Annotated in this window: 18 protein-coding genes; 10 read left to right on the forward strand and 8 right to left on the reverse strand. The window is 55.6% G+C overall.

Going from position 1 to position 22,864, the window contains the following annotated elements; translation table 11 throughout:
- Positions 1-527: 527 nt before the first annotated feature.
- From pckA to WKK33_RS08130, 6 genes are all read right to left on the reverse strand, one after another.
- A complete protein-coding gene (gene pckA / locus WKK33_RS08105; protein ID WP_215759091.1) occupies positions 528-2,144 on the reverse strand; it encodes a phosphoenolpyruvate carboxykinase (ATP) in 1,617 nt (538 codons plus the stop codon).
- Positions 2,145-2,516: 372 nt separating this feature from the next.
- Positions 2,517-3,521, reverse strand: coding sequence for a 2-oxoacid:ferredoxin oxidoreductase subunit beta (locus WKK33_RS08110; RefSeq protein WP_337933292.1), 1,005 nt, complete (start codon positions 3,519-3,521; stop codon positions 2,517-2,519).
- 46 nt (positions 3,522-3,567) lie between these two features.
- Positions 3,568-5,460: a 2-oxoacid:acceptor oxidoreductase subunit alpha gene (locus WKK33_RS08115; RefSeq protein WP_337568473.1), complete on the reverse strand. Its 1,893-nt coding sequence runs from the start codon at positions 5,458-5,460 to the stop codon at positions 3,568-3,570.
- Positions 5,461-5,852: 392 nt separating this feature from the next.
- Complete coding sequence (gene nadD / locus WKK33_RS08120) at positions 5,853-6,434, reverse strand: nicotinate (nicotinamide) nucleotide adenylyltransferase (protein WP_309437942.1); 582 nt, start codon at positions 6,432-6,434, stop codon at positions 5,853-5,855.
- 5 nt (positions 6,435-6,439) lie between these two features.
- Positions 6,440-7,066, reverse strand: a complete 627-nt coding sequence (gene gmk / locus WKK33_RS08125) for a guanylate kinase (protein WP_337933293.1) — start codon at positions 7,064-7,066, stop codon at positions 6,440-6,442.
- A 30-nt stretch (positions 7,067-7,096) separates the two neighbouring features.
- Positions 7,097-7,972: a YicC/YloC family endoribonuclease gene (locus WKK33_RS08130; protein WP_215759087.1), complete on the reverse strand. Its 876-nt coding sequence runs from the start codon at positions 7,970-7,972 to the stop codon at positions 7,097-7,099.
- 91 nt (positions 7,973-8,063) lie between these two features.
- Here WKK33_RS08130 and tsaB point away from each other — a divergent pair, with 91 nt between their 5' ends.
- From tsaB to WKK33_RS08180, 10 genes are all read left to right on the forward strand, one after another.
- On the forward strand, positions 8,064-8,756 hold the full coding sequence (tsaB, locus tag WKK33_RS08135; RefSeq protein ID WP_215759086.1) for a tRNA (adenosine(37)-N6)-threonylcarbamoyltransferase complex dimerization subunit type 1 TsaB: 693 nt from the start codon (positions 8,064-8,066) through the stop codon (positions 8,754-8,756).
- Positions 8,757-8,798: 42 nt separating this feature from the next.
- Positions 8,799-9,392 carry a DUF4290 domain-containing protein gene (locus tag WKK33_RS08140; protein ID WP_337637417.1) on the forward strand — a complete coding sequence of 198 codons (594 nt, stop codon included), beginning with the start codon at positions 8,799-8,801 and terminating at the stop codon, positions 9,390-9,392.
- A gap of 9 nt (positions 9,393-9,401) precedes the next feature.
- Positions 9,402-10,712, forward strand: a complete 1,311-nt coding sequence (gene murA / locus WKK33_RS08145; protein ID WP_337568453.1) for a UDP-N-acetylglucosamine 1-carboxyvinyltransferase — start codon at positions 9,402-9,404, stop codon at positions 10,710-10,712.
- Positions 10,713-10,727: 15 nt separating this feature from the next.
- A complete protein-coding gene (rimM, locus tag WKK33_RS08150; RefSeq protein WP_215759083.1) occupies positions 10,728-11,246 on the forward strand; it encodes a ribosome maturation factor RimM in 519 nt (172 codons plus the stop codon).
- 114 nt (positions 11,247-11,360) lie between these two features.
- On the forward strand, positions 11,361-12,515 hold the full coding sequence (locus tag WKK33_RS08155) for a 1-deoxy-D-xylulose-5-phosphate reductoisomerase (protein WP_215759082.1): 1,155 nt from the start codon (positions 11,361-11,363) through the stop codon (positions 12,513-12,515).
- 236 nt (positions 12,516-12,751) lie between these two features.
- On the forward strand, positions 12,752-14,188 hold the full coding sequence (gene rseP / locus WKK33_RS08160; RefSeq protein WP_337933294.1) for an RIP metalloprotease RseP: 1,437 nt from the start codon (positions 12,752-12,754) through the stop codon (positions 14,186-14,188).
- A gap of 91 nt (positions 14,189-14,279) precedes the next feature.
- Entirely contained in the window at positions 14,280-15,251 is a 972-nt protein-coding gene (locus WKK33_RS08165; RefSeq protein WP_337468239.1) for a family 43 glycosylhydrolase, read from the forward strand.
- A gap of 188 nt (positions 15,252-15,439) precedes the next feature.
- Positions 15,440-15,910, forward strand: a complete 471-nt coding sequence (gene greA / locus WKK33_RS08170) for a transcription elongation factor GreA (RefSeq protein ID WP_178871189.1) — start codon at positions 15,440-15,442, stop codon at positions 15,908-15,910.
- Positions 15,911-15,962: 52 nt separating this feature from the next.
- On the forward strand, positions 15,963-16,361 hold the full coding sequence (locus WKK33_RS08175) for an HIT family protein (RefSeq protein ID WP_215759079.1): 399 nt from the start codon (positions 15,963-15,965) through the stop codon (positions 16,359-16,361).
- Between the two features lie 663 nt (positions 16,362-17,024).
- Complete coding sequence (locus WKK33_RS08180) at positions 17,025-18,986, forward strand: alpha-L-arabinofuranosidase C-terminal domain-containing protein (protein WP_337933295.1); 1,962 nt, start codon at positions 17,025-17,027, stop codon at positions 18,984-18,986.
- Between the two features lie 176 nt (positions 18,987-19,162).
- Here WKK33_RS08180 and WKK33_RS08185 read toward each other — a convergent pair whose 3' ends face one another.
- Together WKK33_RS08185 and WKK33_RS08190 are read right to left on the reverse strand one after the other, a co-directional pair.
- On the reverse strand, positions 19,163-21,169 hold the full coding sequence (locus WKK33_RS08185) for a rhamnogalacturonan lyase (RefSeq protein WP_337933297.1): 2,007 nt from the start codon (positions 21,167-21,169) through the stop codon (positions 19,163-19,165).
- A 121-nt stretch (positions 21,170-21,290) separates the two neighbouring features.
- A complete protein-coding gene (locus WKK33_RS08190) occupies positions 21,291-22,727 on the reverse strand; it encodes an amidophosphoribosyltransferase (RefSeq protein WP_337468237.1) in 1,437 nt (478 codons plus the stop codon).
- Positions 22,728-22,864: the final 137 nt, after the last annotated feature.

Raw genomic sequence — 22,864 nt, forward strand, 5'->3', positions numbered from 1 at the left:
TAAATTAAAAATAATGGTCAAAATATTTGGATTTTAACATAGAAAGCGAATTTTCCTAATTGCGTTAGCTAAAATTCGTTCAAATTGGTAATCGCAAAACGATTATATCAATTACCTTCCGTTGGTCGGTGGGGCTTCGCCGAGTCTCGTTAATTCGTTCAATTCGTTGTTCTTTCTGATGAAAGCGGCAGAGCCGAGCGACCGCGTCTGAGCGTAAATACTCACGTGTGTTATTTTTCACTCCAAATGTCGGATGATCCTAAAGAAAGTGGGAATGTAGCGGTAGCACGCCTGCGTGATTTGCGAGAATTGTGGCATTGGGTTGGGGATAAACCCGTTCTTGGTGTGGACTGATGAGGTAAGAATGGAAACCAAATCTGCTGTAGCGTGGGTGTGGAATGCCGTGTAAGCACAAAAAGGCCCGCTCTCTTGGATGAGAGCAGGCCTCCTATGTGATGATAGCTTTCGGGCAGTGGCCTATCCTTTTGGTGGGCCTATGCTATGCTGCCCGAAGGCGATGTTGATGCTTAGAGCTGAGGACCAGCAGCAACCAGAGCCTTACCAGCCTCGTTGCCCTCGTACTTCTTGAAGTTCTTGATGAAGCGCTGAGCCAGATCCTTGGCCTTAACCTCCCACTCAGAAGCGTTAGCGTAAGTGTCGCGAGGATCGAGGATACCAGCGTCTACACCCTCCAACTGTGTGGGAACCACGAAGTTGAAGAAGGGGATCGTCTTTGTAGGAGCCTTGTCGATCTCGTGGTTCAGGATGCTGTCGATGATACCACGTGTGTCGCGGATAGAGATACGCTTGCCAGTACCGTTCCAACCTGTGTTAACCAGGTAAGCCTTGGCACCGCTCTTCTCCATGTGCTTCACGAGCTCCTCAGCATACTTTGTAGGATGCAGCTCCAGGAATGCCTGGCCGAAGCAAGCAGAGAAAGTAGGAGTAGGCTCAGTGATGCCGCGCTCTGTACCAGCGAGCTTGGCTGTGAAACCAGAGAGGAAGTAGTACTTCGTCTGCTCAGCGTTCAGGATGCTCACAGGAGGCAGCACGCCGAATGCGTCGGCAGAGAGGAAGATAACCTGCTTTGCAGCGGGACCCTGGCTCTCGGGGCGCTGGATGTTGTGGATGTGGTAGATAGGATAGCTCACGCGAGTGTTCTCAGTAACGCTCTTGTCAGCGAAGTCGATCTTGCCGTTCTCGTCGACAGTAACGTTCTCGAGCAGAGCGTCGCGGCAGATAGCGCCGTAGATGTCGGGCTCAGCCTCCTTGTCGAGGTTGATAACCTTGGCATAGCAGCCACCCTCGAGGTTGAACACACCCTGGTCGTCCCATCCGTGCTCGTCGTCACCGATCAGCTTACGCTTCGGGTCGGTGCTCAGAGTGGTCTTACCTGTACCAGACAGACCGAAGAAGATAGCGGTGTTCTCACCGTTCATGTCGGTGTTGGCAGAGCAGTGCATGCTGGCGATGCCGCGCAAGGGGAGGAAGTAGTTCTGCATAGAGAACATACCCTTCTTCATCTCACCACCATACCATGTGTTGAGGATAACCTGCTCCTTAGAGGTAACGTTGAACAACACGGCAGTCTCTGAGTGCAGACCCAGCTCCTTCCAGTTGGTCACCTTAGCCTTAGAGGCGTTGTAAACGATGAAGTCGGGCTCCTGCTCGAAGTCAGCCTCAGTCTTCGGACGGATGAACATGTTGGTCACGAAGTGAGCCTGCCATGCCACCTCCACGATGAAGCGAACCTTCATGCGGGTGTCGTGGTGTGTGCCGCAGAAACCGTCGACCACATAGAGCTTCTTGTAGCTCAGCTCATCCTGAGCGAGCTTCTTGCAGGCCTTCCATGTCTCCTCAGAGGCGCGGTGGTTGTCGTTATGATATTCCTCAGAGTCCCACCATACGGTGTCGTGAGAAGTAGCGTCATCAACGATGAACTTGTCCTTAGGCGAACGGCCTGTGTAAACACCGGTCATCACGTTCACTGCGCCAAGCTCTGTCTCCTGAGCCTTGTCGAAGCCTTCCAGACCCGGCTGAGTCTCCTCATTGAAGAGCACCTCGTATGAGGGGTTGTACAGAACTTCTGCGGTACCCGTCTGGATGCCGTAGTTTGCTAAAACTGACTTGTTAAACCTTGCCATTTTACTTAATACTTAAAGTTTATATAAGTTGAATATTCTCCTCTTTTGGGAGCAAAGGTAGCAATTTCCGCACAAGCCGCAAAGCGTGTGCATTGGTTTTTCGAGATGGATAAAACATTTTTAGGTTAAAGAATACAAAATTTGCCGTTTTTGTTGTCGTTTTGCAATATCGACTTGGAAAAATGGCCCTGTCTGTATGCTGACCCAATGGTTCGGCTGTCAGTTTTTCTTGTCGCCCCCAGTCCTTGGACGATAGCCTCCGCACGGTGGCTTGTATGCAAAAAAGGCTGCAGGGGGGTGTTCCTGCAGCCTGATGGTATGAGGGGTGTGAGGTGCGGCGCGCCGCTGTGGCGCAACGGCCGTGATGGGGTGTTACTTCACCTCCCAGATGTCGTTGGTTTCGAGAAGCTCCTCGAAGCAGTGGTAGGGCTTGGCGGCCTTCACCTCCTCGATTTGCGCGTAGATGGCCTCGTCGTAGGTGGGTGCCTCCACGTCGCGGATGACACCGAGCGCCACGGGGAATCCGTGCTCGTTGTCCATCATGGCGAGCTTCAGTTGCAGCGTGTTGTCCTGGCAGTGGGCGTCGTGCACGAGGATGTCGTTGAGGGTGTAGCCGTCCTTGCCGATCTCCACCACTTTCAGTCCGAAGCCCTCCTGCACCAGTCCGTACTGTTTCTGTTCGCCGAACACCAATGGCTTGCCGTGCTCCACGTAGATGGCGTTGCGCTCGCGTCCCTCGCGTGTGTAGATGGGCTCGTGCGCACCGTTGTTGAAGATCACGCAGTTTTGCAAAATCTCGCAAACGGTGGCGCCCTTATGCTGCGCTGCCGCCTTGAGGATGTTCACGGTGCCTGTGCCGTCGGTGGCCACGGCGCGTGCGAAGAAGTGGCCGCGTGCGCCGAAGCAGAGCTCAGCGGGGCGGAACGGGTCCTCCACGGTGCCATAGGGGCTCGACTTCGACACGAAGCCGCGGGGGCTGGTGGGCGAGTATTGGCCCTTGGTCAGGCCGTAGATGCGGTTGTTGAGCAGGATGATGTTGATGTCGACGTTACGGCGCATGGCATGGATGAAGTGGTTGCCGCCGATGGCCAGTCCGTCGCCATCGCCCGACACCTGCCAGACGGTGAGCTCAGGGTTGGCCACCTTCACGCCCGTGGCGATGGCCGCCGCACGTCCATGGATGGTCTGCATGGCGTAGGTGTTGACGTAGTAGGGCAGACGGCTTGAGCAGCCTATACCGCTGATGACGGCCGTCTGGTAGGGCGGCACGCCGAGTTCCGCCATGGCCTTTTGCAAAGATGCCAAGAAACTGTGATCGCCGCAACCCGGGCACCAGCGGGGCTGGCCTTTCTTATAATCGTTGACTGTGTAATTCATGATTTGAAAAGTCGGATAAAGGTAGAATGGTTAAAGTTCATCTGTTTTAGACAATGCGCGAGGTGAAGGTGTCGCCGTTGGCATGTATCTTATCGAGGATGATGTTCTCGAAGATGGTTGCTATTCTGTGCGTGCGCAGCGGCTGGCCCTTCACTCGGTCGAGCTGGTAGGGCGTGAATCCGTTGATGCGTATGCGCAGCAGGGCGGCGAGCTGTCCGAGGTTCTGCTCAGCCACCACCACCTTCTTGTAGCGTGTCAACACCTCAGCGGTGTTGGCGGGCAGCGGGTTGATGTATTTCAGTTGGGCCAATGCCACCTTGTGTCCGCGGCGGCGCAGTTCGGCCATGGCCGCATGCAGGTGGCCGTAGGTCGATCCGAAGCCCACGATGAGCAGGTCGGCGTCGTCGGCGTCGCCCTCCACCTCGAGGTCGGGCACGTGAATGCGCGCCACCTTGCCGAAGCGCAGGTTGTCCATCAGGTGGTGGTTCTCTGGGTCGGTCGAGATGGTACCCGTCTCGCCGTCCTTCTCCAGTCCGCCGAGGATGTGTGTGTAGCCCTCCTGGCCCGGCACGGCCCAGTAGCGCACGAGCGATTCGGGATCGCGGCGGTAGGGCGAGTACTTGAACTTCTGGTTCTCCAGCACGCGGTGGGGATGGATCTCAGGCAGCTCGTCGAGTTTCGGCAGTTTCCATGCGGCCGATCCGTTGGCGATGAACGCGTCGGTGAGGAGCACCACCGGTGTGAGGTGCTCGAGCGCTATCTTGCAAGCCATGAAGGCGGCGTCGAAGCAATCGGTGGGGCTGGTGGCGGCAATGACCGGCATGGGGCTCTCGCCGTTGCGGCCATAGAGCACCTGCAGCAGGTCGGTCTGCTCACTCTTGGTGGGCAATCCCGTTGAGGGACCGCCGCGCTGCACGTCGATGATGACCAATGGCAGCTCATCGATGACGGCGAGGTTCATGGCCTCACTCTTCAGGCAGATGCCCGGTCCTGATGTGCTGGTGGCGGCCAGCGCTCCGGCGAATGCCGCGCCAATGGCCGATGAGCATGCGGCCAGCTCGTCCTCGGCCTGCATGGTGATGACACCCATCGACTTGTGCTTGGCCAGCTCGTGCAGGATGTCGGTGGCGGGAGTGATGGGATATGAACCAAGGTAGAGCTTCAGGCCGGCTCGCTCGGCGGCGGCCATCAAGCCGTAGGCAGTAGCCTTGTTGCCCGTGATGTCCATGTAACGTCCGGGCACCTTATGCTTCGATTCGATGCGGTAGGTGGCGGGCACCGAGGCGTGGGTGTTGGCACCATAGTTGTAGCCTGCTTTCACGACGCTGATGTTGGCCTCTGCCACGGCCGGTTTCTTGGCAAACTTCTCATGGAGGAATTGCTCCACCAGGCTGATCTCGCGGTGGAAGAGCCAGCACACCAGTCCGAGGGCGAACATGTTGCGGCACTTCAGAATGGCCTTGTTGTCCATGCCGCTATCTTGCAGGCAATCCTTCACCATTGTGGTGATGGGGCAAGCCACCACGTGGTCGGGGTTGATCTTCATCTCGCCCAGGTAGTCGTCGCTTGCGAACTGTGCCTTCTTCAGGTCGGCGGGACCGAAGGAGTCGGTGTCGATGATGATGGTTGCCAACGGTTTGGCGTGGCGGTATTGAGTCTTGAGCGCCGCTGCGTTCATGGCTACGAGCACGTCACACTTGTCGCCTGGCGTGTAAACTTGTCCTTCACCGATATGCACCTGATAACCCGATACGCCCGTGAGTGAGCCATGTGGGGCGCGGATGTCGGCCGGATAGTCGGGGAAGGTGGATATGCCGTTGCCCACGGTGGCCGACACCGTGGAAAAGATGTTTCCGGCGAGCTGCATGCCATCGCCTGAGTCGCCCGAGAATCGCACAACAACGTCCTCAAGCTCTTTCACTTCCAATTCTGCCATGATTTGTGGTTTTTCTTTAGATTATAGTTAATTTTGGACAAAGATATAGGTTCTTTCCGAGACCGCAAACTTTTAAGCGAAGAATTTTCGGTTAAACCCCAATCGGCCATGAGATTTTAATTCTTGTTGGTGTTTGTTTCGAGCAGGTTGCGACAGGCGTGTTGAAGCCATAGCGGGCTATGGCAAAACACGAATGGAAGCAAGATGCCGAAAGAAACGCTGACAAGAATTGAAAAGAAGAAAGGGAATGCCTATTACCCATCTATTTCGGTCTCATGGTCGATTGGGGTTAAATGAAGAATGGGAGGAACAATAGGGAAAAAAGCGTGGAAAGACAAGGTGTGTAGGGGTTTGTGGGCATAAGAGTTTCCTTATGCCCATAAGCCCCTTGCTCATTACTTATAATATTCCTCAACCATCGGAACGATGGCTGGCGGCACCAGACCTTCGACGGGCTCGCCTTGGGCCACGCGATGGCGTATGTCGGTGCTGCTGATGGGGTAGAGGCCTGTGTCGACAAGCGAGACACCGGCTGGCAGTGAGGCCTTGTCGATGGGATAGCCCTCACGTGGATAAACAATGATGGGATGGTGGTGGAGAATGTCGTCGGGATGGGCCCAACGATCGAACGCCAACCAGTTGTCGGCGCCAATGATGAGCGAGAACTGGCGGTCGGGATGGTCGGCGCGCAGGTGGGCCAGCGTCTGCCACGTGTAAGACGGCTTGGGCAGGGCGAACTCATAGTCGGACGCCACCAAGTGGGGCTCGTCGCAGAGGGCTCGCCGCGCCATGTCGAAGCGCAGGCGGTCGTCGAGCAAGTCGCCGGCCGCACGCTTGAAAGGATTGAGGGGCGACACGAGAAACCACACCTCTTCGAGGTTGGCGAGACGCAGAATGTCGCGCGCCAACCCGATGTGTCCCGTGTGGATGGGGTTGAAGGAACCCCCGAAGATGCCCGTTGGCACAAGTGGGTCCATGACGGTCAACGCTTCAGGAATTGGCTGACAAGACGGTAAGCCTCCGCCTCGGCCGTGTCGAGGTCGTCGTTGACCACGATGTGGTCGAAGCGCGGTGCGAAGGTCAACTCGTACGACGCCTTGGCCAGTCGCTGCTCGATGACCTCGGGCGCGTCGGTGGCGCGTCCTTCCAGTCGGCGCCGCAACTCCTCGACCGATGGCGGTTGGATAAAGATGCTGAGGGCGCGGTCGCCATAATATTGCTTGATGTTGCAGCCACCCTTCACATCGACGTCGAAGACCACGTTTTCGCCCCGTTGGCACTGCGTCTCCACCTGTTCCTTCAGGGTGCCGTAGAACCGTCCGGGGTAAACCTCCTCGTGCTCCAAAAACTCGCCGTCGGAAATCTTCTTGCGAAACTCCTGCTCCGTGAGGAACAGATACTCCACGCCGTTGCGCTCGGTGCCTCGTGGAGCGCGTGTGGTGGCGCTCACCGAGAAGGCCAGTCGCAGCTCGGGATGCTGCTCCATGAGCCATTTCACGATGGTGCTCTTGCCGCTTCCCGAGGGAGCGGAGAAGATGAGCAGCCGGCCCTCGCCCTGGTTGGCGGCGTGGTCGGCGTGTGTGTTGGGAATGTCGTAGGTGTTGGTCATAACCTTATAATAAATAGGTGAGACAATTGGTTAGAGAGCGTTGAGCACCTGCTCCTTGATCTGCTCCAACTCGTCTTTCATCTTGACCACGATGTTTTGCATCTCAGCCTGGTTGCTCTTCGATCCCGTGGTGTTGATCTCGCGGCCCATCTCCTGGGCGATGAAGCCCAGTTTCTTGCCGTTGGGCTGGTCTTCGGCCATCGTCTCGCGGAAGTAGCGCAGGTGGTTGGCCAGGCGCTGTTTCTCCTCGCTGATGTCGAGTTTCTCAATATAATAGATGAGCTCCTGCTCCAGTCGGTTCTTGTCGTAGTCGACGCCTGGAATCATCTCCAATCCCTTGACGATCGACTCGCGAATCTTCGCCACGCGACTCTTCTCGTAAGGCTCGATCTCGTGGAGCAAGCGCTCGATGTTGTCGACCTTCTCGTGGAACTTGCGCTCGAGCGCAGCACCCTCCTGACGTCGGAACTCCGTGAGGGCGTCGATGGCCTGGCAGACAGCTTGGCGCACAACTTCCCACTCTTCGTCGCACAACTGTTCTATCTCTGTCTTGCTCAGAACGTCGGGCATGCGTGTGAGGGTGGTGAGCCAATCGGTAGGCTCGGGGATGCCCACCTTGTCGGAAATGGCCTTGAGCTGGTGGTAATAATTCTCTACAAGAGCCGCGTTGATCGGTGTGGCGTCGACAAGCGAGTCTTTCTCGACCCAAATGGCGAAGTCGACCTTGCCTCTTGTCAGCGAACGAGCGATGAGCTGCCGGATCTCCATCTCCTTCTCTCGATAGAGCGGCGCAATGCGTGTGGAGAGGTCGAGAGCCTTGCTATTCAATGATTTAATCTCAACATTAATCTTCTTGTCCTTGTAGGTTGCGACAGTCTTGCCGTAACCCGTCATTGATTGTATCATAGCTTCTTTCGCGTTAAATTTTTGCAAATGTACTAAGAAATCGTGGAAAAAAGCGTAAATTTGCACTTTATTTAGATAGAAATTTCAAACTATGTCGTGCATATTGAATATTGATACGAGCACGAATGTGTGCTCAGTGGCCGTCAGTCAAGACGGAGCGTGCATCTTCGACAAGGAAGACCACAGTGGTCCGAACCATGCCGAGCGCCTCGGAGCGTTTGTCGACGAGGCTCTCTCATTTATCGACAACCATGCCATCCCCCTCGACGCGGTGGCTGTGAGTTGCGGCCCTGGCTCCTATACCGGCCTGCGCATCGGTGTGTCGATGGCCAAGGGCATCTGCTATGGACGCGATGTGAAGCTGTTGGCCGTGCCAACGCTGGAGTTGCTATGCGTGCCAGTGTTGCTGCGGGAGATGGTGACCGACGACGACGCGCTGCTGTGTCCCATGCTCGACGCACGCCGCATGGAGGTCTACGCGCAGCTCTTCACCCGTTCGCTGCGCGAGGTGCGACCCATCCAGGCCGATGTGGTCGACGCCGACACCTACCGCGAATACCTCGACAAGCACCCCGTGTACTTCTTCGGCAACGGAGCCATGAAGTGCAAGGAGGTCATTGATCACCCCAATGCCCACTTCATAGAGGGCATCGAGGCACTGGCCAAGAACATGCTGCCGCTGGCGGAGCGTCGCATGGCGCGCGAGGAGTTTGAGGACGTGGCCTATTTTGTGCCGTTCTACCTGAAAGACTTCGTGGCCAAGCAGCCGCGTAAGTTGCTCTAAGAGCCCCTGCCATTCACCCACATCAACATCCCAGGAATAGACATGAACATCAACGGATTGGACTACAACACCCAGCGCGAGAGACTCATCTTGCCAGAGTATGGGCGCGAGATACAGAACATGGTGGACTACTGCGTGGCACTGCCCACCAAGGAAGAGCGGCAGCGTTGCGCAGCAACCATTGTCGCAACCATGGACCGCATGGTGCCCCAAAACCGAAACAACGCCAACTACAAGCAGAAGCTGTGGGACCACTTGGCACTGATGAGCGACTTCAAGCTCGACATCGACTGGCCCTACGACGTCAGTGAGGCGAGGTCGATGCAGACCAAACCCGAGCCGATGAAGTATCCCACGGAGAATATCCGCGTAAGGCATTACGGACGATACATCTTCAAGCTCTTCGACAAGCTGAAGACCATGGAGCCCGGTGTTGAGCGCGACAACCTCGTGCGGCTCACTGCCAACCAGATGAAGCGCGACCTCATGTTGTGGAGCCACGGATACACCGACGACGAGAAGGTGGCCGACGATCTGGCACGCTACACTGATGGCAAGATACAGTTGGACCTCGCCCACTTCAAGTTTGCGAAGGTCGACCTTAGGGAAACGGAAAAAAAACGTAAAAAGAAATAAGCAAAGCGTATGGAGTCATTCATCATCGAAGGCGGCCACCCGCTCAGCGGAGACATCACGCCGCAAGGTGCCAAGAACGAGGCGCTGCAGGTTATCTGCGCCACACTGCTCACTGTAGACCCTGTGAGGATTAAGAACATACCCGACATTCTCGACGTGAACAACCTCATCAAACTGCTCATGGACATGGGCGTGAAGGTTACTCACAACGCCCCGGGCGACTATACGTTCCAGGCCGACGAGCTCAACCTCGACTACCTGGACAGCTTGGAGTTTGTGCGCAAGTGCTCATCGCTGCGTGGATCGGTGCTTATGATAGGACCGCTGCTCGGCCGGTTCGGTAAGGCCACTGTGGCCAAGCCCGGCGGCGACAAGATCGGACGGCGCCGTCTCGACACCCATTTCCTCGGATTCAAGAGCCTGGGAGCCGACTTCGTGCATGATGAGGAGCGCGACGTGTACCAGATTCGTGCCAAGCAACTGAAGGGAACGTATATGCTTCTCGATGAGGCCTCGGTAACCGGAACGGCCAATATCATCATGGCTGCCGTGTTTGCCAAGGGCACAACCACCATCTACAACGCTGCTTGCGAGCCTTACTTGCAGCAACTCTGCCACCTGCTCAACCACATGGGAGCCAACATCAGTGGTATCGCCAGCAACCTCATCACCATCGTGGGGGTGGAGCAGTTGCATGGCGGTGAGCACCGCGTGTTGCCCGATATGATCGAGGTGGGATCGTTTATCGGCATGGCGGCCATGGTGGGCGACGGTGTGCGCATCAAGAATGTGTCGCTGAAGAACCTGGGAATCATCCCCGATGCTTTCCGCCGATTGGGTGTTCGCATCAAGGCGGAGGGCGACGACCTCGTTATTCCCCATCATAGCCACTATCAGGTGCAGTCGTTCATCGATGGCACAATCATGACCCTGAGCGACGCTCCGTGGCCCGGACTCACACCCGACCTGCTCTCCGTGCTGCTCGTGGTGGCCACACAGGCGCGTGGTACGGTGCTCATCCATCAAAAGATGTTTGAGAGTCGACTCTTCTTTGTCGACAAACTCATCGACATGGGAGCGCAAATCATTCTCTGTGACCCACACCGCGCTGTGGTGGTGGGACAGGATCACCGCATCCAGTTGCGCGCCGGCAACATGACATCGCCCGACATCCGTGCCGGTATCGCTCTGCTCATTGCTGCCCTGAGCGCACGCGGCACCAGCCGTATCGCCAACATTGAGCAGATCGACAGAGGCTATCAGGACATTGAGCAGCGTCTCAACAAACTGGGTGCGAAGATCCAGCGTGTGAACGATTGATAACCCACAACAACCATGATCAAGCAAGAGGACGTGTATCGCATAGGCCGCCTGGGAAAGCCCCATGGCGTGAGAGGCGAACTGTCGTTCCAGTTTGAGGACGATATCTTCGACCGTGTGGATGCCGATTATCTCATTCTCGACATCGACGGCATCCTTGTGCCGTTCTTCATCGAGGAGTATAGGTTTCGCTCCAACGAGATATGCCTGCTGAAACTCTGTGACATCGACACTGAGGAACGCGCCCGTGAGCTCACGGGATGCGATGTGTTCTTCCCCCGCGCCTTGGCGCAGGAAGAGGATGGGGGTGCCTCATGGGCCGAGATTATCGGCTTCAAGGTCATCGACGAGGCAACGGGCAACACCGTGGGAACCATCCAGGCTGTGGACGACAGCACCATCAACGTGCTCTTTACCATAGCCACGCCACAGGGCGAGGTGCTCCTTCCGGCCAGCGACGACCTCATCTGTGCCTTCGACCGACAGGCGCAGACCATCACCATGACCATTCCCGACGGATTGTTGAGCCTGTGACCCAATAACGGATAAAGGCACATCGACCTTCTCTCCTTATTATATAGGGCTCCGCTCCATATCAAATAACCCCCTGGTTCCTATTTTGTAGGTCCATTTACCCATCATTCAGACATGAAGAAACAACAGATATGCATCCTGGGTAGCACCGGTTCCATCGGTACCCAAGCCCTTGATGTCATTAGTCAGCACCCCGACCGTTATGAGGCTTACTGCCTTACGGCTAACAACAGTGTGGAGAAACTGGCCCAGCAAGCCCATCAGTTCAATCCCGCCGCAGTGGTTATAGCCAATGAGGCTCACTACGATGAGTTGAAAAATCTGCTTGCCGACCGTCCCGATATCAAAGTTTACGCGGGTAAGCAAGCGCTCAACGAAGTGGTGGAAGCATCGCCTGTCGACATGGTGCTCGCATCTATGGTGGGCTTCTCCGGACTTGAGCCTACCATCCACGCCATCAAAGCCGGCAAGAAGATATGCCTGGCCAACAAGGAAACGCTTGTTGTGGCGGGTGAGCTTATGCTGAAACTGGTCAGTCAGTACCATGTCGACCTGTTGCCTGTCGACTCGGAGCATTCCGCCATCTTCCAGAGTTTGGTGGGCGAGGACATGAACGAGGTCGACAAGATTCTGCTCACCTGCTCAGGCGGACCGTTCCGTTTGTTCGACGAGGAACGCTTGCGCACCGTGACAGCGGCCGATGCCCTGCGCCATCCCACATGGGATATGGGGGCCAAGATTACCATCGATTCGGCCTCGCTCATGAACAAAGGCTTTGAGGTCATGGAAGCCAAGTGGCTCTTTGGCGTGCCGGCCGAGCGCATCCAGGTGCTCATCCATCCCCAGTCGGTGGTGCATAGCGGGGTGCAGTTCATGGATGGCGCCGTCAAGGCCCAACTGGGTGTGCCCGATATGCGTCTGCCCATCCAGTACGCATTCTCGTTCCCCGAGCGCCTTCCGTTGAAGGGCGAGCGTCTCGATTTCTTCAAAACGCAGAAACTGGAGTTCTTCGAGCCCGATGTGGCGAAGTTCCCTTGCCTGCAGTTGGCTTACGACGCCATCCACCAAGGCGGCAACATGCCCTGCGTGCTCAACGCTGCCAACGAGGTGGCCAACGCCGCGTTCCGCAAGGGACAGTGCTCGTTCCTCGGCATGGCCGACATCATCTCTAAGACCATGAGTCAGGTGTCGTTCGACGCCAACCCCGATCTCGACGTCTATCTGAGCACCGATCGCGAGGCCCGAAAGGTGGCGGCATCATACCTATAAGCATCCATCAGCGTTCGTTGAGGCGCATAAGTCGCTACATGGCACGGCACATCATCGTCCATTGCATGGCTTGTCGTACCAGAAAACATGGGGCATTGTGGTTGCCAGCATAGCTCATCGTATCCGATAGCGCTGCCCATCGCACCCGACAGTGTTGCCCTTTGCATCCAACGGCATGGTCCATAGCATCCGAAAGCATCATTTATTATTCTTAAAAGCATAGTTAATCATTAGAAATGGAAGTATTCTTCATAAAACTTCTTCAGTTCATCCTCTCCATCTCGCTGCTCGTCTTCCTTCATGAGGGCGGCCACATGCTGGCCTCGAAGCTCTTTGGCATCCGAGTGGAGAAGTTCTTTATCTTCTTCGACCTCAGCGTGGGCAAGTGGAGCGGCAAGCTCTTTAGCTTCAAGCCTAAGAACAGTGCCACGGAGTATGGCTTGGGATGGCTGCCCTTTGGCGGCTATTGTAAGATTGCCGGCATGATCGACGAGAGTTTCGACACCGAGCAGATGCAGCAGCCCGCCCAGCCTTGGGAGTTCCGTTGCAAGCCCGCTTGGCAGCGCCTTATCGTCATGATTGGCGGTGTGGCCGTCAACTTCTTCTTGGCGCTTTTCATCTATTCGATGATTATGTTCCACTGGGGTGAGAATTACGTCAAGATGTCCGACATGACCCAAGGCATGAAGTTCAACACCGAGGCCAAGCAATACGGCTTTCGCGACCACGATATTCTTGTGGGAACAGATATCCGTCCGTTCAAGGATTTCAATGTCGACGTCTATCGCGACCTGTCAGAGGCGCGTTATTGTGATGTCGTTCGCGACGGCAAGCAGGTGCGTATCACCCTTCCGGGCAACATCAACCTGCTCAACATGCTGAAGGTTACGCCGCAATTCTTGCGTCCTTTCATCCCCGCGGTCATCGACACCGTGTACAAGGATTTGCCTGCCGCAGATGGCGATAGTCGCTTGGTGGCCTCACCCGCTTGGGCCATGGGACTCAGCAAGGGCGACACCATCCTGGCCGTCAACGGCAAGAACATCGACTCATACAATGAGTTTACTGAGGAGATTGGTCGTATTAGCGATCAACTTTCGGCAGTTAAGACCTCAAAGGACAGCCTCCGTTTGCGTAGCGTTAGTTTCGTGGTGGCCAAGGCTGGCACATCGAAGCGCGACACCCTGCGCACCACTCTCACCGCCGACCTCAAGGTGGGCTTCGCCGTTCCGAGTCTCTATGGCCTTTACAACGATAAGACCACCCATGTGAGCTATGGCTTCTTCGAGAGCTTCCCCGCAGGAGTGAAGTATGGTTGGAACGTGCTTTCGGGCTATGTCAGCGACATGCAGTATGTCTTTACGGCCGACGGTGCCAAGTCGCTTGGTGGTTTCGGAGCCATTGGAAGTCTCTTCCCCGACACTTGGGACTGGTATATGTTCTGGAAGATGACCGCTTTCTTGAGCATCATCCTTGCCTTCATGAACATCCTGCCGATTCCTGCCCTCGATGGTGGGCACGTGCTCTTCCTGCTCTACGAGATCATTACGCGTCGCAAGCCGTCGGAGACGTTCATGGTGCGCGCCGAGTATGTGGGTGTCACCATTCTGATATTGCTTATGGTAGTGGCCAATCTCAACGACATCTTGCGTTGGCTTGGCATCATGTACTAAACCATTTACCTATAGGCAATGCCAGTCCTTACCCTGCGTATCGACTGGCATTGCGCTAAATGATACAATAACATTCAACACAAATCGATTTATGATGAAACAGCGATTGATTCTTATCATGGCCTTCTTTGCTTGCGCCATGACGATGATGGCCGACGGATGGACCACCATCACCAACGGCCAACTGTGGTACGACACCGATGGCAATGTGGTTCAGGCGCATGCCCCAGGCTTCCTGAAGGAAGGCAACACGTGGTACATGGTGGGCGAGGACCGTGCCAACTCATGGAACCCTGACGTGAATCTCTATGCCAGCGAGGACCTGCAGCACTGGCGTTTCATGGGAAAGATCATCGAGAACGGCGTCACCACGCCCGAGTTGGGCAAGACACGCTTCATTGAGCGTGCCAAGATATTGCACAACAAGAAGACAGGCAAGTATGTTGTTTGGTGCCATTGGGAGGGCGATAATTATGCGGCCTCTGAGGCAGCCTGCTTTGTGGCCGACCAGATTACGGGTCCTTACCGCTTGCAGTGGAGCGGCCGGCCATTGGGCGTGAAGAGTCGCGACTGCAATGTCTTTGTAGACAACGACGGCACCGCCTATTTCATCTCTACCACAACAGAGAACACCGACTTGGGGTTGTTCCGCCTCTCGTCCGACTATTTGAGCGTGAAAAAGCACACCCGACTCATGGAGGGACAACGCCGCGAGGCTCCCGCCATCGTTCGCGTCGATGGCCTTTACTACATGCTGTCGTCGGCTTGTACCGGATGGGCACCCAACCAGTGCAAGCTAAGCGTCACGAAGAACCTGCGCAAGGGATGGACTCCCTTGGAGAACATCGGCGACAACAGGGCCTTTGGCACACAGGCCGCTGCCATCCTGAAGGTGGAGGGTACCAAGCAAACCACCTATCTCTATGTTGGCGACCGATGGATGGATCCCGACCTGCCTCGCACAAAGACCATCATTTTCCCTGTTTCGTTCAAGGACGGACAGTGCGTCTTTGAGTATCGCGACAGTTTCAAAATCAATTTCGAAACGGGTGAAGTGCAGTAATCGGCTCTGATCGTGGAAAAATTATTTTCACGTAAATATTTGGCATTATGGAAATTAATGCCTACCTTTGCAACAATTGATATAGAAAAGACTTCAAGGATACGGAATTCCGACATTGAAAAGGATGTCGGAATTCTTTTCGTTTTATCCTTGCCTAAATTGAGAAACAACTAATAATTACAAACATTATGGGATATATGTCGCAAGAAGGCTACGATAAGCTCGTGGCTGACCTCCATCATTTAGAGGCTATTGAGCGCCCCAAGGCATCTGCCGCCATCGCTGAGGCTGCCGATAAGGGCGACTTGAGTGAGAATTCTGAGTATGATGCCGCCAAAGAGGCACAAGTTCATTTGGAAGAGAAGATTAACAACCTGAAGATGACCCTTGCCCAAGCCAAGATCGTCGATATGAGCCGCCTCTCAACCGACGCCGTGCAAATCATGTCGAAGGTTGAGATGACCAACCTCGGACTCAACAAGAAGATGACCTACACCATCGTCAGTGAGAATGAGGCCAACTTGAAGCAGGGTAAGATTTCTATCAAGACCCCCATTGCACAAGGCTTGCTCAACAAGAAGGTGGGCGACGTTGCGGAGATCAAGATCCCCAGCGGTGTCATCAAGTTGCGCATCGACAAGATTAGCATCGACGCCTAATCGGCGCCACACAAGCAACCCCTGAATCAACAACATTAAACCACACAAGACTATGGCTACACTGTTCAGCAAAATTGCTGCTGGCGAAATACCCAGCTACAAGTGCGCCGAGGACGACCGCTTCTATGCGTTCCTCGACATCAACCCCGTCGTGAAAGGCCACACACTGGTCGTTCCGCGTAAAGAAACCGACTACATCTTCGACATGGAAGACGACGAACTGGCCGCCTTCGAGGTGTTTGCCAAGAAAGTGGCCAAGGCCATCCGCGCTGCCTTCCCTTGCAAAAAGGTGGCTCAGGTGGTGCTTGGGTTGGAAGTGAACCACGCTCACATCCACCTCTTCCCCATCAACAACGAGGCCGATGTCGACTTCAAGAAGCACGTTAAGTTGAGCGATGAGGAAATGAAAGACACCGCCGACAAAATCTTCGAGGCTTTCAAAAAGTTATAAAAGGGAACCATCGAAGAAAAAAAGCAATAGAGAATCCACCTCGTTTGGGGTGGATTTTTTTTGTGTCTTTGGGTAAGACAGGCGTTGGAATGTGCGATTCCAGCATCGGATAGACGGTCTATCATCATTGATAAAACCATGGGTGTTCGCCGAATGGAAGTCCACCCTACTGTAAGATGTTACTATTCAGTGTTTTATTATAGGGGTCGTCGAAGGGGCTTACTCGTTTGGCTATCCATGCTCTCTGCCGGTCGTCAATATGAAAAAACAAGCCCGCTTATTTTGTATTGTCTTCGATTTGCACTATCTTTGCAAAAAGAAGTCCAAAGGGGCCTCTTTGACACTTAAAAACTTAACAACACCTAACGTTTCCATGGACGACACCCCCTTTCACAATGGGTGATGAGTCATTTCACAATGGGTGATGAGTCATTTCACAATGGGTGATGAGTCATTTCACAAAGAGTGATGAGCCCCTTCGCGATGGGAAATCTGCCGTTTTACAAGGGGGAACAACTCGCATTGCGATAGGCGATGAACCGCTTCTCATGGAACAACAAGTCGTTGCGCGATGCGCCTCTTTTCGTTCTATTATAGGCGATAGGGTGTGGAGCGAAAAAGGCTTAACTACTATACAAAACAACCGTAATAATCATACAAATCATGAAACAACGACAATTCCTGACGACCCTGGCCGCCACGCTGATGATGTCATTGGGCGCACAAGCCCAGCAACACCAGTTCACGGTAAACACCAAGCCGGGCGCACCCGTACAGTCAACCATGTACGGAATCTTTTTCGAGGACATCAACTTTGGAGCCGATGGCGGTCTCTATGCAGAGATGGTTGAGAACCGCAGTTTTGAGTTCCCCGACCGCCTGATGGGTTGGGGCACCTTCGGCAACGTCACCGTGAGCGACGTGAAGCCTGCTTTCGACCGCAACCCCCACTACGTAACGCTTGAGAGCGCTGGCCATCACCAGAAGGTTACCGGCCTTGAGAATCGTGGCTTCTTCGGCATGGGCTTGAAGAAAGACATGACTTACGACTTCACGGTCTATGCTCGCTTGCACAACTTGCAGGGCAAGGAGGCGAAGATTCGTGTGGAGATTGTCGACGATCAGGATGTTCCCATCGACAGAAAGAGCATCACCATTGGCAACAACAAATGGCAGAAGTACACCGTCCAGTTGAAGTCTAACAAGACCGTGGCGAAGGGTCTCATGCGCATCTTCCTGGAGAGCGCCGAGGCGGTCGACCTCGACCACGTGAGCCTCTTCCCCAGCGATAACTGGAACGGCCTGCGCGCCGACCTCGTGAAGGATCTTGAGGACCTGCATCCGGGCATCTTCCGCTTCCCTGGCGGTTGCATCGTGGAGGGCACCGACCTGGAGACGCGCTATCAGTGGAAGCACTCGGTTGGAGCAGCTGAGGACCGTCCGCTCAACGAGAACCGCTGGAACTACACCTTCCCTCACCGTCTCTACCCCAATTATTACCAGACCTACGGACTGGGCTTCTATGAGTATTTCCTGTTGGCCGAGAAGATTGGCGCCGAGCCTCTGCCCGTGTTGAGCTGTGGATTGGCATGCCAGTATCAGAATGGCGACAATGATAAGAACGCCCATGTGGCGGTCGACGACCTGCAGACCTACATCGACGACGCCCTCGACCTCATTGAGTTTGCCAATGGCGACGTGACGACCAAATGGGGAAAACTGCGTGCCGACATGGGTCATCCGAAGCCTTTCAACCTCAAGCAGATTGGTATCGGCAACGAGCAGTGGGGCCCCATGTATCCTGAGCGCCTCAAGCCGTTCGTGGAGCAGATCCGTGCCAAGTATCCCAACATCAAGATTTGTGGCTCATCAGGTCCGACAGCCGGTGGCAAGGACTTCGACTATGGTTGGCAGGAGATGCGTAAGCTGAATGTCGACTTGGTGGATGAGCACTACTATTGTCCTCCCGGATGGTTCCTGAAGAACGCCGGCCGCTACGACAACTACGACCGTAAGGGTCCGAAGGTATTCGCTGGCGAATATGCCTCACACGTCGCCGGCAAGGATGGCGAGCCCACGGTAGCCAAGAACAATTGGGAGGCCGCACTCTCTGAGGCCGCTTTCATGACAGGCCTTGAGCGCAACGCCGACGTTGTTTGGCAGTGCACTTACGCTCCGCTCTTCGCCCATGTTGATGGCTGGCAATGGCGTCCCGACCTCATCTGGTTCGACAACCTGAAGAGTGTGCGCTCGGTCAACTGGTATGTTCAGATGCTTTATGGCACCTATAAGGGTACCAACGTGTTGCAGCTCACCGAGAACGGCAAGCCCGTTGAGGGCGAAGATGGTCTCTATGCCAGCGCCGTTTACGACAAGCCCACCAAGAAGTTTATAGTGAAGATAGCCAATGCCAGCGACCAGCCGAAGCAGGTTGTGCTCAATTTCAAGGGCGCCAAGAACCTCGCTACAGCCCAGGTTATTTCGCTCCACGCCGACGACAAGCAGGCCACCAACTCGCTTGAGCAGCCCAACAATGTGGTGCCGAAGGAGAGCGAGCTTCAGGCCAACGGCAGCAATCTCACCTTGACCATTCCCGCACAGACCTTCCAGGTGGTTCGCCTGTAATCCCTGCGAAGTATCTGTCTACGCGTTGGGCCCAACCAGGCCCTTATACCCACAATCCCCGGACGAGCATCGTGCTTGTCCGGGGATTGTGGGTTAAAATCTAATGACCGATTGGGGTAATAATCAAATGTCTATTTGGTTGTTTGATAGGAATCGAACGGTTCGCTTTCACCTTGTTATTTTCCGTCGGATCCGAGGTAATAGCCCAGCTCAGGCGGTTGGTTATAGGCCACGTTCTCTGCCGCCACGCTCTCTCGATAGGGCACGTCGGTCATCAGGCAGGCCACCCGATGGTTGGTGGGAATGGGCGAAACATAGATGCGTAGCTCCGTACTCTCTTCGTTGCGCACCACCACCTCTTCGCGCCAGTCGCCCAGGAAGTCGGCTGATAGACATGGGTTCGACTTCGTTCCATTGTTGAAACGTCCATCAAATCGCTGTACCACATCCATCGATTGTGTTGCTGGGTTATACTTGGTCACTGTCTCATGGTCGAGCAGTTGGCGCGTCAGTCCTCCGTCCCACCAGATGGCGAAGTTGCACGACAGGTGCTTGGCCTGCCTCCTTGTGTCGCTGAAGTCCACCTCCTGTCCCTGCGTGTTCTCGTTGGGGGCGTTTCTTTTCTTCGCTTCTTTCTTGTCGAAAGGCGAAGTCAGTGGCACATTGGCGCTCCACACCTCCGGTCCGTAGTGTGTTGAGTCGATGTCGGCCGCCATGCCACGCCCCACATCGAAGTTGGCCTTGCGCTGCATTACCACTTGTCCTGTTGCCGCATCGCGTAGCTCCGATCCGTCGCGACGGTTTTCGTGCACGTCCCAGATGTATAGTTTGTGGGTCTTTGGCACCGCCACGAGGTGCAGTGCGTCGCCATGTCCGAACCCCGTGTTGTAAAGTGTGCTGCCGTCATGGTCCACACACAGCGATCCATACACAATCTCGTCCTTGCCGTCTCCGTCCACATCGGCCACTCGCAAGTTGTGGTTTCCTTGTCCTCCGTCGGCCGGTCGGGCTCTGTTCACGAGTCCCAGGCTATCGGTGAGCGCCACCTGTTGAGGCTGCGGGTGGGTGTCGTAGTACCATTTCAGGCTGAGGTTTGTGCCGTCCCAGTTCCATGCTGCCAGTGTGGTTCGCGTGTAATAGCCTCGGCAGAACACGGCCGATGGCCGTTTGCCGTCGAGGAAGGCCAGTGCCGCCAGGTAGCGATCCGACCGGTTGGCGTGGTCGTCGCCCCAACAGTCGCGTGGTCCCCGGTCGGGCACATAGTCCACGGTTTTCATCGCCGCACCCGTCAGTCCGTTAAACACCGTCAGGTATTCGGGGCCGCTCATCACACGTCCGTATCGTGCCGTTCCCACCTCCTGGTTTCGCCAGTCGGCCTCTGGGTCGCCAATGGTGCGCCCTGTTCCGTCGATGGTTCCGTCGGCTGTTTTCATCATCACCTCGGCCCGCCCATCGCCGTCGAAGTCGTAGGCCAGGAATTGGGTGAAATGCGCGCCGGCTCGGATGTTTCGCCCAAGGTTAATGCGCCACAGGCGTGTGCCGTCGAGACGGTAACAATCGATGAATACGGGCGATGTGAAGCCCGCCTGTGAGTTGTCGTGAGCGTTGCTCGGCTCCCATTTCAGGATCATTTCATACTCGCCGTCGCCATCCACGTCGGCCACGCTGGCGTCGTTGGCCGAGTAGGTTACGGGCACCTTGCGCAACGTTTGCGGTGCGTTGTCCTGACGGTTGGCGCCTTGCTCGCCCCGCATGGGTCGCCGTGGTTGCTTGCGCCGTGGCCATAGCGCCATGCTATCGGTGGTGGTGGGTGGTGTGAGCGGAATGGCCAGATAGCCGTCGGGCGCGTTGGCAGGCAGGGTGAACGCCCCGTCGTGTCCGCCGCCCCTGACGCTGTAGGTGGCCCCCTGTTGCAAGGGCGCGTCGTCTACGAAGAACGTGCCGCCCTTCTTCAGCGGTTTGGCGTTGAGGCGCACGCCGTTTCGGTACACGTTGAAAGCCTCATGGCGCTTGTCGCCGGGTAGCGTTCGCCACGACACTACGACCTTCTGTCCGCTTCGGAACGCCACCACGCCCCGTCCGATGCGTTCGGTTTGCATCTGTTTGTGGTTGTAGCGCGCCTGCGCTTGGCAAGCCAAGGTGCTCGCCGTGAGCGCCAAGGCCAAAACAATAGTTTTCGTCATGACATTGTGTTGTTGTGTGGTTTTGTTGCCGTTCGGTTTGGGATGATGCAAGAGGCGCTGCCACAAGGCGTTGGAAAACGTCCTCGGGCAGCGCCTCTCGTTAGGGTTGTTTGATGCGATGTTACTCCGCGGGCTGTTTGTCGGCGTCCTGCGGCATATAGCTTGAACCGTCGAAGCAGTGGGTGCACAACTTGCTCTTGGGCAGACCGATGCTCTCCACGAGATCCTCGATGGTGTTGAACTTCAGCGATGACAGGCCCAGTCGGCGGGCAATCTCCTTCACCATGCGCTCATACTGTGGTGAGCCCGTGGTGGCGTATTTGTCGAGATCCTTCTCGCTATCGCCCTCAAAGTCTTGGATGATGCGGCGTGTGATGAGCTCCATGACGCTCTTCGACGAGGTGAAACCGATGAACGGGCATTCGTAGACCAGCGGTGGGCAGCTGATGCGGGCGTGCACCTCCTTTGCTCCATACTCGAAGAATGTGCTGACGTTGTCGCGCAACTGGGTGCCACGCACAATCGAGTCGTCGCAGAACACCACACGGTTTCCCTTCAGGATGGCTCGGTTGGGGATGAGCTTCATCTTCGCCACGAGGCTACGTCGCGATTGGTTGCTCGGTGTGAACGAGCGAGGCCATGTCGGTGTGTACTTCAGCACGGCGCGCTTGTAGGGAATGCCGTGCCCCTCGGCGTAGCCCAGTGCCGTTCCCACACCACTGTCGGGAATGCCGCAAACGAGGTCGGCCTCGGTGTCGTCTTTTGCGCCCATGATCTTACCATTGCGCTCACGCACATCCTCGGTGTTGATACCCTCATAGTCGCTCGTCGGGAATCCGTAGTACACCCAAAGGAATGAGCACACCTGGCAGCGGGTTGCAGCCTCTTGCAGCACCTCCATGCCATTGGCCTTGATGCGCACAATCTCGCCTGGTCCGAGGTCGCGCACCGTTTCGTAGCCGAGGTTGGGGAATGCGGTCGACTCGGAAGTGGCAGCCCATGCGCCCTCCTTACGTCCTAAGACGATGGGTGTGCGGCCCAGGAAGTCGCGAGCGCAGATGATGCCGTCTTCGGTGAGCACGAGCATTGAGCACGATCCGCGCACCTTGCGAAACACGTTGTTGATGCCTTCCACAAACGTCTCACCCATGTTGATGAGCAAGGCCACCAGCTCTGTAGGGTTGATGTTGTTGGCCGACATCTCGCTGAGGTGCATGTGCTTTGCCAAGAGTTCGTCGGCAATTTCGCGCGTATTGAGGATATGGGCCACGGTGACCACGGCGTAACGCCCGAGGTGGGAGTTCACAATGATGGGTTGCGGGTCGGTGTCGCTGATGACTCCCAAGCCAGCGTTGCCCTCGAAGTCGTCGAGTTCATCCTCAAATTTCGTACGGAAATAACTACTCTCCAAACTGTGTATGGAGCGGCAGAAGCCCTTTTCCTTATCCAATGTGACAAGGCCGGCACGCTTGGTGCCTAAGTGCGAGTTATAGTCTGTACCATAAAACAAGTCGTTGGTACAGCTGCGCACTTCGATGGTTCCAAAGAATCCTCCCATATTACAATATGTTTTGTTCTCTCAAAAGATGGCTGCAAAGTTACAAAAAAATCCGCTTGTAGACGGTAGAATCGCCTATAATTCTATCGCCTCGCCCCCATGTTTTTTGCGATGTGGTGGTTGGCGCCCATGGCTTC

The organism is Hallella sp. (genome assembly GCF_037460745.1).
Taxonomy (GTDB): domain Bacteria; phylum Bacteroidota; class Bacteroidia; order Bacteroidales; family Bacteroidaceae; genus Prevotella; species Prevotella faecis.